Below are 11,587 nucleotides of genomic sequence, written 5' to 3' on the forward strand. Positions count from 1 at the left end.
GAACACCCCGTATTCATTGGGTGAACTGGACGTTTCGACATGACGATAATCAGCAAGTCGGAGTTCGCAACACGGCGCGGCTGGGCAAAGTCGTATGTTTCCAAGCTGGCCAAACAGGACCGGCTGGTGCTGACCGAGGATGGTAAGGTCGACCTGGAAGCAACCGAAGCCCTGCTGGCCGACTCGGCAGACCCCAGCAAAGCGGCCGTCACAGCTCGGCACGAAGAGGCGCGGATTGACCGCGACGTTCGCAGCCAGCTGGTACCGGCTGCCGAAGCACCTGCGGTGCAGGCCCCAGGCAAAGGTCCGGATTTTCAGAAGGCCCGCGCACACCGCGAGTACTACCTGGCCCAATTGGCCGAGGCCGAATTCCACAAGGTCCAGGGCAACCTGGTCGAGCGCAAGGCGGTGGCCGATGCGGCCTACGGCGCCGGGCGCATGGTGCGGGACCTGGTCTTCGGGTTGCCGCCACAACTGGCGCCAGAGTTGGTTGCAATGACCGACCCCTGGCAAATCGAAAAGCACCTGACGGGCGCCTTCCGTCGTGTCTTCGAAGACGCGGCGCGAATGAGCACGTCGGACCTTGAACAAGCCATAACCCAGAGCTGAGCCTATGCCCACCGGATACGCAAACGGTGCCGAGGTGTACCGCGAAGCGTATTGCCGTGGGCTGAAGCCCGACCCCGAGTTGTGGGTGGATGAATGGGCGGACGAGTACATGCGGATCCCGCGTGATACCGGCGCCGCCGAGCCCGGCAAATACCGCACGGAGCGCACACCGTACGCACGTGAACCCATGCGCTGCCTGTCACCGAGCCATCCCTGTAAACGGGTGGTCACCATGGTGGCCTCGCAGCTGATGAAAACTCAGATCGCCTTGAACTGGATCGGCGCGCTGATCCACATGTCGCCGTCCAACATCCTGACCCTGCTGCCAAGCTTGAGCCTGGCCAAGCGTGTGTCGGCGCGGCTCGGCAAGACCATCAAGGCCACCCCGGTGTTGTGCGAGCGTGTTGCCTCGCCACGTTCGCGGGACTCACGCAACACCATGGACACCAAGGAGTTCGAGGGCGGCTCGCTGTATGCAACCACTGCGGGCTCTGCGGCTAACCTGGCCGAGCTGTCAGCGCGCTTCGTGTACGGCGACGAGATTGACCGCTGGGACGTGGACGTTGACGAGGAGGGCGACCCGATCGAGCTGGCCGAGACCAGGGGCAGTACCTTCGGCCGCAATGCCAAGTTCTACTTCTCCAGCTCACCGACGATCAAGGGTGCATCACGCATTGCCGATCTGTTCGAGACCAGTGACCAGCGTCACTACTACGTGCCGTGCCCGACCTGCGGACACATGCAGACCCTTGAGTGGGAGCGCCTGCTGTACTCGCAGGACTTGAGCACTGTGCATTACCAGTGCGCTGGGCCGACCTGCGACGTGCTGATTGAGGAGCACCACAAGGGCGAGATGCTCACCCGAGGTGAGTGGCGCTCGCACGCTGACGGTGACGGCGAGACGGTGGGCTTCCACCTCAATGCGTTGTATGCCCCGCTGGGCTGGCAGGACTGGGCCTCGCTGGCCAAGCAGTACGAAAAGGCCAAGAAAGCTCAGGAGCGTGGCGACCTGGAACCCATGCAGGTGTTCTACAACACCCGTCTGGCCAAGGTGTGGGACAGCGCGCAAGAGCAGACCAAGGCCGAAGCGCTGCAAGCCCGCGCCCTGCAGGAAGACTTCGTGCTCGGCACCCTGGCGGTGGGTGTGCTTTCGCTGACCGCTGCCGTCGACGTTCAGGCCAACCGGCTTGAGATGATCACCATTGGCTGGGGGGTCGGCATGGAGCGCTGGGTGGTCGATCACCAGGTGATCATGGGCGACCCCTCGGACGACCGCACCTGGGCCGCCCTCGACGAGAAACTCAAGGAACGCTATCGGCATCCCTGTGGCGTCAGCTTGGCGATCCTCGCCACCGCGATCGACTCTGGCGGTCACCATACCCATGAGGTGTACCAGTTCTGCCGTATCCGGCGCTGGCGCAATGTCTTTGCGGTGAAGGGGGCGAGCAAGTCCGGCAAGCCGGTGATTGCACAGCGCCCGTCCCTGGTCGACGTGACTTGGAAAGGTCAAACCGAACGCAACGGCGCTGAGCTGTGGATCGTCGGTACCGACACCGCCAAGGACTGGATCTACAACCGTTACCCCGTCGAGACGGGTCCAGGCGCCTTGCACTTCGCCAAGGACTTGCCTACGGACTTCTTTGATCAGTGCGTGGCTGAGCGCAAGGTCGCGCGGTACGTGAAGGGGTACAAGCGGATCGAGTGGGTCAAGGGCAAGGCGGATCGCAACGAAGCACTTGACCTGATGGTGTACAGCTTGGCGATGGCCCATTACCTGGGCCTTCACCGCTACGGCGAGCACGACTGGGCCCGGATGCGCCAAGCCCTGGCCCAAGCCAATCTGTTCGACGATTCCGCCCAGGCACCCGCAGCTGCTGAACGAGATGTGCAGGCAGAACCTGATGCTCCACAACCGGTACCGCGACCGCAGCCAGTCGCCGTGGCGCCGAGCCCAACACCGCGCCCCGCCCCGCAATCCATGCAACGCCGCGCTTCCACCAGCGGCTACCTGAAGAGACGCTGATATGGCCTATACCCAGAAGCACCTCGACGCTGTTGAGGCGGCGATCGCACGCGGCGAGAAAACCGTGCGCTATGCCGATCGCACCGTGGAGTACCGTTCCGTTGATGAGCTGCTCCAGGCCCGTGACGTAATCCGCACCAGCCTTTCAAATGCCACCGGGCCTCGCTCGCGTGTCGTTCGACTGAGTCACGGAGGGAAGGGCCTGTGAGTACTCGCTATCCGACGCTGACGCGCTCGGGGTTCCTGCTGCCGGAACGGATCAAGGCCAGCTATGAAGGCGCCGCCGAGGGACGGCGATCGTCGAGCTGGGATGCGCCCGATACCGGGGTCAACAGCCTGATCATGCCGGCCCTGCGCAACTTGCGCTCGCGGTCGCGGGCAGCGGTACGCAATGATCCGTACGCAGCAAATGCGATCGACCGCCGGGTCAGCAACCTGATCGGAACCGGCATCACCCCGCAGCCCCGCTTGAAAGACAAGGACCTGCGCTCGCAACTGCAGGAGTTGTGGGAAGACTGGGTCGATGAGTCGGACGCGGATCAGCTGACCGATTTCTACGGCCAGCAGACGCTGGTGGCGCGCACCGTCGAGCAGTCAGGCGAGTGCTTTGTGCGTATCCGGCCGCGCCGGCTGGAGGATGGTCTGGCGGTGCCACTGCAACTGCAGTGCCTGGCACCTGAGTTCGTGCCGCACGACAAGTTCGAGCTGACGAAGGACGGCAACATCATCCGCGCCGGCATCGAGTTCAACAGCCAGGGGCAGCGGGTTGCGTACTGGTGCTATCGGTCGCACCCCAGCGACATGGCTGCCCTGAACGCAGGCTACAACATCCTGGTGCGAGTGCCTGCCAGCCAGATGCTGCACATCTTCGAGCCCGTTGAGCCCGGCCAGCTTCGCGGGGTTCCACGCCTTGCGCCAGTACTCAAACGGTTGCGCAGCCTGGACAACTATGACGACGCGGTGCTGTTCCGCCAGGAGGTGGCCAATCTGTTTGCCGGCTTCATTCGCAAACCAGCCAGCGATGGACCGCCGATGCTCGATCCGGTGACCGGGGCACCGATCAAGACCGGTTCTGACGGGTTCACGCCGATGGTGGCGCTTGAGCCTGGGACGATGCAGGAGCTGCTGCCAGGTGAAGAGGTTGAGTTCTCCAAGCCCCCCGATGGCGGTAACAACTACCCCGACTTCATGCGACAGCAACTCATGGCTGCAGCGGCCGGTGCAAGCCTGCCGTACGAGCTGATGACAGGCGATATGCGTGGCGTCAATGATCGGACAATTCGCGTCGTGCTCAACGAGTTTCGCCGCCGGCTGGAGCAACTGCAGTTCGCCGTCTACGTCCACCAGTTGTGCCGGCCTGTACGCGCAGCATGGTTGGACATGGCAGTGCTATCCGGTGCGCTCGATCTGGCGGACTACGGGCAGCGCCGCCGCGAGTATCTGCGGACCCGCTGGGTGCCGCAGGGCTGGGCCTATATCCAGCCGGTGCAGGACGTTCAGTCACGCGCCATGGAGATCAACGCGGGCCTGACTTCACGCAGCGAGATGTGCCTGCGTTCCGGTACCGACGCCGAGATCGTCGACCAGGAGAACGCCGCCGACGCGGCCCGCGCCCAGGCGCTTGGCCTGAATTACAGCACCTTGTCGTCCATCGATGAGGAACCCGACGAGAAGGAGAAACCATGAAACCGCTGTTGCCGTTTCGCATTTTCAACAAGGCCAAAACCGCTTTGCCGGTCGAGGATGAGCACTGGTACAGCATCAAGGCTGAGGCCCGGCCCGAACAGACTCTCATCGAAATCTACATCTATGGTGAGATTGGTGGGTGGGGCATCACGGCCAGCCAGTTCATTCGGGACCTCAGGGCGCTCGACGACGGTGTATCGCCTGTGGTCGTCGCCTTCAACACCATCGGCGGCGACCTGTTCGATGGTTTGGCGATTCACAACGCACTGAGCCGCCTGGGTGAGCGCTGCACGGCGCGCATCGATGCGTTGGCAGCCAGTGCCGGCGGCATTGCGGCTTGCGGTGCGCACCGTGTGGTGATGGCATCCAATTCCATTCTCATGGTGCACAACCCCTGGACCTATACGGAGGGGGATGCTGAGGACCTGCGAAAGGTCGCCGATGTGCTCGACCAGACGCTGGAAGCCATCATCGCGGCCTACAAGGCCAAGGCGCCGGACATTGATGACGCCGAGCTGCGCCGCCTGGTGAATGATGAAACCTGGCTGACGGCACAGGAAGCCTTGGCCCTGGGCCTTGCCGACGAGGTGAGTAACGGGGTCGAGGTCAAGGCGTGCCTCGGCCAGGGCGCTGCCATGCAGCGATATCGACAGACGCCCAAGGCCCTGATCAAGCAGCTCAACGAGTCTGCTGCCGACCCAGAGACGCCTCCGGCTATTCCGGACGATCCTGCCCCCGGTGATCCTCCTGAGCCTGTGGCGGGCGATTCAGCCGCGCTCGCCCTGATGATCACGCAGGCCTGTACCAAGGCTGGGATCAGCAACCTGGTCGAACCTTTGATTGCTTCCACCAAGCTGGCCGACACCACCACTGTGCAGGCCGCATTGACGCGTGCAAAAGCGGTGCGCGATTTGTGCGTGGCCGCGCGACTGCCCGAGCTGACGGGTGAGTTCGTGAAGGCCGGTCTGGATGCCCAGGCCGTGCGTGCTCGGCTGTTCGACAGGCTGGTCGGGTCCGGCAAGGGCTTCGAGATCGACAACAGCCTGCCACCTGCCGACGACCTGCCGGAAAAGGTCAAGGCGCAACTCCCCAACCCTAACGCTATCTGGGCTGCCCGCCGGCAGGCCACCAACAAAGGAGCACGACCATGAGCAACATCCATCGCGAAACGGTGCACGCCGGTGAGTTTCTGCTGAGCGAAGGTGCAGGCAAGATCTCCCGCGAGGCGATCAGCGTCGTGGCCGGCCCGGCCCTCATCGCCGGCCAGGTACTCGGCCTGGTGACCGCGACAGGTGAGTTTGCACCCTACGATCCGGAGGCCGAAGACGGTAGCGAGAACGCGGCCTGCATCCTGTTCGCTTCCATCGGCGAGTCTGAGGTCGCACGGCCTGGCCGAGCAGTGGTTCGGCTGGCCGAGGTGACCGAAAGCCTGCTCACCGGCCTGGACCTCGACGCCGAAAAGGCCCTGGCGACGCACTACATCATCGTTCGCTGAAGCGATCACAACTTTCCCCGAACCCCGCCCTGAGCGGGGTTTATGCTTTCTGGAGTATCCCCATGGCCGACATCGCCATTTTTCAGGACGACGCATTCGGCGTTGCCGCACTCACCGCCGCAATCAATGAGCAGGAGCTGGTACCGGGTCGACTGGCCGCACTAGGCCTGTTCGAAGAGGAGGGAGTCACGACCCTGACCGTGCAGATCGAGAAAGACGGTGACAAGCTGGCCCTGGTACCTGCAGGTGAACGTGGTACCTCGGGGCTGGTCGTCACTGGCAGCAAGCGTGTTTTGCTGCCGTTCAACACCGTGCACCTGCCACAGCGCTTTGCTATCCAGGCCGATGAGATCCAGGGCATTCGTGCCTTCGGCACCCAGACTGAGCTGCAGGCCGTGCAGGATGTGGTGAACAAGCGCCTGGATAAGGCGCGTCGTCAGTTGGATACGACCCACGAGTTCCACCGCATGGGCGCGTTGAACGGCAAAGTGCTTGATGCCGATGGCAGCTCGGTTCTGCTGGATATCTATGATCGCTTCGGCGTTCAGCGGCGAACCCTCTCGATGGGGCTGAACGACCCTGAAACGAATATCCAGGTGCAGTGCGTCGACGCGTTGGACATGCAGGAAGACTCGCTGGGCAGTGTGACCACGACTTCCTCGCGAGCTTTCTGCGGCAAGACGTTCTGGAAAAAGCTGATCGCGCACCCCTCGGTGGTCGAGACCTATAAGTACAGCGAACAAGCCGCATCCTTGCGAGCGGATGGTCGGATGTCGTTCGAATTTGGAGGCATCAGTTGGGAGCGCTACCGTGGCAAGGTAGGTAGTGTCGCGTTCATTGCCGACGATGAAGCGCGCCTGGTACCCGAGGGCGTGCCGGAAATGTTCTTGTCGGTGTATGCCCCAGCCGACTATATGGAAACGGTCAACACGCAGGGCCTGCCTTACTACAGCAAGCTCGAGCCGATGCCGTTCGGCAAGGGTGTTGCCGGTGAGGCTCAGTCCAACCCGCTGCATATCTGCACCCGGCCAAGTGCAGTCATTCACCTGAAGCTCTGATCATGAGCTTTCGAGATCTGATCGGCACAGTGGATGAGGCGGTGTTCGAGGCGCTCGGTGACACGGCATTCATCGAGGGGCGCGAAGTGCTCGGCATGTTCTCCGTGCCGTGGCTACAGCCCAAGCTGGGCAAGATCATCACTGCCTTGCGCGAGCCGCATCTGGTGGTGCGGGTTGGTGATTCCGAGGAGGTCGCGCCTGGGCAGGTCGTGCGCATCGAGTTACCTGAGTACGACGGCGGTGGCACGTACACCTTGGTGCGTGTCGAGCCGGGTGGTGATGGCCTGGTCGCCCTGGTGCTGAGGCTCAAACCGTGAGCGTCGGCAGTTACACCAAGCAGTCAGCCGGGGGCGGGATGATCACCCTGCAGACTTCTGCCACTGACCTGCAGGCGTTCAAGGAATTTGCGGCAGTCGTGCCGAAAGCTGCCGCAGCCGCGCAGCGGCGTGCAATTAACAAGACCTTGCGTTGGCTGGTGACGCACATCGGTCGGGCTGTCAGCCGCAAGGAGCGTATCGCCGTCGCCGCTGTGCGGCAGCGGTTGCGTGCCTTCCCGGTAACTGCCAACGGCATCGGCAAGCTTTGGTTTGGTATCAACCCGATTGAGGCCAGTCGTATCGGTCGCGCTCGACAGGGCCAGGCCGGGGTCTCGGTGGCTGGGCGGCGTTATCAGGGGGCCTTCTTCAAGAAGGTCTATGGCAGCAAGGCCGACATCTGGATTCGCACCGGCAGCAAACACTTCAGGGCCGCTGATTACCCGAACAGCGATGTTTCGGGGGGCGGTGGCTTTCGTACTGGTTGGGTCTCGGAGAATGACAGCCGCTTCCCGTTGGCCAAGGCAAAGGTGTCGCTGGAGGACGTGAGGCCACTGTTCGAGCAATGGGTGCGTCGGGCTGATGAGCGACTTTTGGAGATCCTGCAGCAGGAACTCAACTTCGAAATTCAGAAGTACCTGAAAGGAGGTGCGCGTGGGTGATGAAGCGCTTAGCCTTGATAGGTTATATGCCGCGATCGAAGCTCACATCAGTGCGGCGGTACCGGGCCTGGAATTGGTGGCCACAATGCCCCATATGCTCCAGCAGTTGCCCGTGCCAGCAGTCGTGATCGAAGTAGTGGAGTTTGAGCCGGGCAAGGATCGCGGCACTGGCGAGACGGCTTTGGTGGTGCGGTTTGAGGCGCGTGTGATCGTGGCGCCAGAGCAGGAGGACTGTCAGCAGCAGGCAGCGTTTGTCGCTGCGCAGATGACCGGCCTTTTGCGTATGCAGTCGTGGGGGCTGGATGTTGAGTTTGCGGAGTTCGTGCGTGCGGCCCAGGACTGGACCCGCCCTGAGCTTGACGGTTACGCCGTCTGGGTTGTGGAGTGGACTCAGCAGATTCATCTGGGCGAACAGGAATGGTCATGGCCCAACCAGCCACCCGGTACTCTGGTGTTCCAGGTTGGGCCTGATGCTGAAAGCGTCGAGCCGGAGGATCTGCAATGACTTACGCAAGCGCACAGCATGACCGCATGCTGGCCAGCCTTGTCATGCCCTGCAGCGTAGTTGGGGTCGATCTGGCGGCAGCGATGGTGCGTGTATCGGACGGTGCAGGCTGGACCAGTGCATGGGTGCGCTGGCACAGCCAAGCTGCGGGCAAGGCGCGGCACTGGCGGGCGCCGAGCATGGGCGAGCAGGGCGTGCTGATCAGCCCCAGTGGAGAGCCGGCGCAGGGCACATTCGTGCCGGGTCTGTATGGCAATGCCGGCGCACAGCCGGACAATCGCGATCACGTCGAGGTGTGGCGCTTCGATGATGGCGGCTCGCTGGTCTACGACTGGCAGGCCAAGACCTACGCCATCGACCTGCCCAGCGGCAGCGTTACCACCAAGGTCGGCGGCAGTACGGTAGTGGTCACGGACGACGCGATCACGGTGCTGACTGGCAGCGTCACGATTACCGGGGCAATCACCCTGAACGGTGATGTGCAACTCAATGGCGCCCTGCGCGTAGCCGGTGACATCAATGGCGGCGGCAAGATCATCGACACGGGTGGCAACACGCCCAACCACAAACACTGACCAGCCCGCCCAGCGCGGGCTTTTTTACACCTGGAGAATGACATGGCGACACCGAAGAAAACCGAGCCTGAGGCGCCTGCAGGCGCAACAGCGTTTCGCGACACTGTGTTTACCTCCCGTACCTTGATCCTGCCGGATGGGCGTTCATTGCCCGTGGCGCAGAACCGCGTCATCGCCGGGCCTGGCGATACGATTGCTCTGGAGTACCTGCAGGGCCATCCGGATCTGCAGCAGGAGTGACCCCCATGATCGGCCTGGATCGCCGTACCGGGCTGGCACTGTCGGGCATCGAGCACCTGCGCCAGTCCATCGAAGACATCCTGACCACGCCGCTCGGCAGCCGGCGCATGCGTCCTGACTACGGCAGCAAGCTGCGCCGCTTTGTCGATCTGCCGGTCAATGACGGATGGAAAAGTGCGGTGCAGGCCGAGGTGGCTCGCTCGCTGAGCCGCTGGGAGCCTCGCCTGAAGCTTGAGCGCGTGCGTGTGGTCGCGGTGCTGGGCGGCCAGATCACCCTGCAATTGACCGGGCTGTACCTGGGCGACAGCCAACTGCTGGAGGTGACGGCATGAGTATCGTGGATTTGTCGGCGCTGCCCGCGCCGCAGGTGCTGGAAGACTTCGATTTTGAGGCTGTTTTCCAAGACGACCTTGCGGCGTTTCGGCTGCACATGGGCGACAACTGGGATGCGCTGCTGGAGAGCGACCCGGTGACCAAGCTGCTGGAGGTCGGCGCGTACCGCAAGATGGGCAACCGGGCGAGGGTCAACGACGCAGCCAAGGCGCTGTTACTGGCGTTCGCCAAGGGTGGCGACCTCGATCACCTCGCGGCCAACGTGCGGCTCAAGCGCCTGGTGGTGCAGGCCGAGGATCTGGTTGCGGTCCCGCCGGTGGCCCAAGTGCTGGAGGAAGACGACGCCCTGCGCGAGCGGGTCCAGCTGGTGTACGAAGGGCTGACCACCGCCGGCCCGCGCAACAGCTACATCTTGCACGCTCGCAACGCCTCGGGCCTGGTGGCCGACGCCTCGGCCGAAAGCCCGGCCCCGGCGGTGGTAGACGTGACGGTGCTGAGCCTGGACGGCAACGGGGTGGCCAGCGCCGAGCTGCTGGCAGAGGTCGCTGCGCACTTGAATGACGACGACGTGCGGCCGGTGGCGGATCGGCTGAACGTGCGCAGCGCCGAGGTGATCCCTTACCGGATCGACGCCGTGTTGTACCTGGCCGGTACCGGGCCGGAAAACGAGGCGACCCTGGCCGAGTGCCAACGGCGCCTGCAAGCGTGGATCAACCCACGGCGCCGCCTGGGCGTGGAGGTCTCGCGCTCGGCCGTCGATGCGCAGTTGCACATCAGCGGGGTGGGGCGGGTGGAGTTGCTGGACTGGACGGATATTCGCCCGACCAAGGCCCAGGCGGCCTGGTGCACGGGTTTCGAACTGACGCGGGGAGGCTGACATGCAAAGCCTCCTGCCGCTCAACAGCACGCCGCTGGAGCGGGCTGTTGAGGCTGCATCCGTCGAAGACCTACAGATTGCCTTGCGCACGCTCTACAACCCCGACACCTGCCCGGCCCACCTGCTGTACCAGCTGGCCTGGGCCTGGTCGGTCGACCGCTGGGATGAGAAGTGGTCCGAGGCGGTCAAGCGGTCGGTGATCCGCTCTGCGTTTTACATCCATGCCCACAAGGGCACCATCGGCGCGCTGCGTCGGGTGGTCGAGCCGTTCGGCTACCTGATCGAGGTGGTCGAGTGGTTCCAGACCGTGCCCGAGGGCGTGGCGGGCACGTTCGCGCTCAAGGTCGGCGTATCCGACGAGGGTATCAGCGAGGAAATCTACCGCGAGCTGACCTGGTTGATCGACGACGCCCGGCCGGTCAGCCGGCACATGACCGGGCTCGCGATCAGCATGGAAACCACCGGTGGCGTTTACCTGGGCGCCTCGCTCTACGACGGTGACGAGCTTGATATCTACCCGCCTGCGCCGCGTGACATTGATGTCACAGGCTCCATCGGGCGTGGCGGGCGTGAGCACACCATTGACTACCTGGACATTTAATAATGGTTGATCAGAACTCCCAGTTCTACGCGATCCTGACCAAGGTCGGCGCCGCGAAGCAGGCCAATGCGGATGCCCTGGGCATCCCGTGGAAAATCACGCAAATGGCGGTCGGTGATGCAAACCCCGCTGGGGTGGACAACCCGCCGCTGCCGATGCCCGATGCGAGCTGGACCAGCCTGCTTGGCGAATGGCGCCGGGCACCGCTGAACCAGCTCAAGGTCGACGAGAAGGACAACGCGGTCATCGTCGCCGAGCAGGTGATTCCGGCCGAGATCGGAGGGCGCTGGATTCGCGAGGTGGGGCTGTACGATTCCGACGGCGACCTAGTGGCGGTGGCCAACTGTGCACCGACCTACAAGCCGCTGCTTAGCCAAGGTTCGGGCCGCACCCAGGTGGTGCGCATGAACCTGGTAGTCAGCAGCTCCAGCAACGTGGTGCTCAAGATTGACCCGAGCGTGGTGCTGGCGACCCGCGAGTGGGTCACCGAGGAGCTGGCCCGGCAGGACTTCAAGCATTCTGTGCTCGCCGCGACGACCGCCGCCATCACCTTGAGCGGCCTGCAGACGGTGGACGGCGTTGCGCTGACGGCCGGGGCGCGGGTGCTGG

16 protein-coding genes are annotated in these 11,587 nt (G+C 63.5%); all 16 read left to right on the plus strand.

Translation table 11 applies throughout. The annotated features are described in order from the left end of the window. Window positions 1–39 precede the first annotated feature (39 nt). Window positions 40–609, plus strand: coding sequence for a terminase small subunit (locus KUO17_RS10650; protein ID WP_217975524.1), 570 nt, complete (start codon window positions 40–42; stop codon window positions 607–609). A gap of 4 nt (window positions 610–613) precedes the next feature. Beyond that, on the plus strand, window positions 614–2,632 hold the full coding sequence (locus tag KUO17_RS10655) for a phage terminase large subunit family protein (protein WP_217975525.1): 2,019 nt from the start codon (window positions 614–616) through the stop codon (window positions 2,630–2,632). Window position 2,633: 1 nt separating this feature from the next. After that, complete coding sequence (locus KUO17_RS10660) at window positions 2,634–2,840, plus strand: phage head-tail joining protein (protein WP_217975526.1); 207 nt, start codon at window positions 2,634–2,636, stop codon at window positions 2,838–2,840. Continuing rightward, window positions 2,837–4,318 (plus strand): phage portal protein, encoded by a 1,482-nt coding sequence (locus KUO17_RS10665; protein ID WP_217975527.1) that lies wholly within the window; start codon window positions 2,837–2,839, stop codon window positions 4,316–4,318. The genes KUO17_RS10660 and KUO17_RS10665 overlap by 4 nt, the downstream gene beginning before the upstream one ends. Then, window positions 4,315–5,469, plus strand: a complete 1,155-nt coding sequence (locus tag KUO17_RS10670) for a head maturation protease, ClpP-related (RefSeq protein ID WP_217975528.1) — start codon at window positions 4,315–4,317, stop codon at window positions 5,467–5,469. Before KUO17_RS10665 ends, KUO17_RS10670 begins: the two co-directional genes overlap by 4 nt. After that, window positions 5,466–5,813 carry a head decoration protein gene (locus KUO17_RS10675; protein WP_217975529.1) on the plus strand — a complete coding sequence of 116 codons (348 nt, stop codon included), beginning with the start codon at window positions 5,466–5,468 and terminating at the stop codon, window positions 5,811–5,813. Before KUO17_RS10670 ends, KUO17_RS10675 begins: the two co-directional genes overlap by 4 nt. A gap of 62 nt (window positions 5,814–5,875) precedes the next feature. Beyond that, entirely contained in the window at window positions 5,876–6,871 is a 996-nt protein-coding gene (locus KUO17_RS10680) for a major capsid protein (protein ID WP_217975530.1), read from the plus strand. A gap of 2 nt (window positions 6,872–6,873) precedes the next feature. Then, window positions 6,874–7,188 (plus strand): head-tail joining protein, encoded by a 315-nt coding sequence (locus KUO17_RS10685; protein ID WP_217975531.1) that lies wholly within the window; start codon window positions 6,874–6,876, stop codon window positions 7,186–7,188. Beyond that, complete coding sequence (locus KUO17_RS10690) at window positions 7,185–7,847, plus strand: hypothetical protein (RefSeq protein ID WP_217975532.1); 663 nt, start codon at window positions 7,185–7,187, stop codon at window positions 7,845–7,847. The genes KUO17_RS10685 and KUO17_RS10690 overlap by 4 nt, the downstream gene beginning before the upstream one ends. Next, window positions 7,840–8,352, plus strand: coding sequence for a hypothetical protein (locus tag KUO17_RS10695; RefSeq protein ID WP_217975533.1), 513 nt, complete (start codon window positions 7,840–7,842; stop codon window positions 8,350–8,352). Before KUO17_RS10690 ends, KUO17_RS10695 begins: the two co-directional genes overlap by 8 nt. Beyond that, window positions 8,349–8,927 carry a phage baseplate assembly protein V gene (locus KUO17_RS10700; protein ID WP_217975534.1) on the plus strand — a complete coding sequence of 193 codons (579 nt, stop codon included), beginning with the start codon at window positions 8,349–8,351 and terminating at the stop codon, window positions 8,925–8,927. The genes KUO17_RS10695 and KUO17_RS10700 overlap by 4 nt, the downstream gene beginning before the upstream one ends. 42 nt (window positions 8,928–8,969) lie before the next feature. After that, entirely contained in the window at window positions 8,970–9,167 is a 198-nt protein-coding gene (locus KUO17_RS10705) for a hypothetical protein (RefSeq protein WP_217975535.1), read from the plus strand. Between the two features lie 5 nt (window positions 9,168–9,172). Further along, entirely contained in the window at window positions 9,173–9,499 is a 327-nt protein-coding gene (locus tag KUO17_RS10710) for a GPW/gp25 family protein (protein ID WP_217975536.1), read from the plus strand. Beyond that, window positions 9,496–10,377, plus strand: coding sequence for a baseplate assembly protein (locus tag KUO17_RS10715; protein WP_217975537.1), 882 nt, complete (start codon window positions 9,496–9,498; stop codon window positions 10,375–10,377). The genes KUO17_RS10710 and KUO17_RS10715 overlap by 4 nt, the downstream gene beginning before the upstream one ends. Before the next feature lies 1 nt (window position 10,378). Then, window positions 10,379–10,978: a phage tail protein I gene (locus KUO17_RS10720; protein ID WP_217975538.1), complete on the plus strand. Its 600-nt coding sequence runs from the start codon at window positions 10,379–10,381 to the stop codon at window positions 10,976–10,978. Between the two features lie 2 nt (window positions 10,979–10,980). After that, on the plus strand, window positions 10,981–11,587 hold a 607-nt coding region (locus KUO17_RS10725; RefSeq protein WP_217975539.1), incomplete at its 3' end, for a phage tail protein.

The sequence above is a fragment of the Pseudomonas aegrilactucae genome (genome assembly GCF_019168305.1).
GTDB lineage: Bacteria > Pseudomonadota > Gammaproteobacteria > Pseudomonadales > Pseudomonadaceae > Aquipseudomonas > Aquipseudomonas aegrilactucae.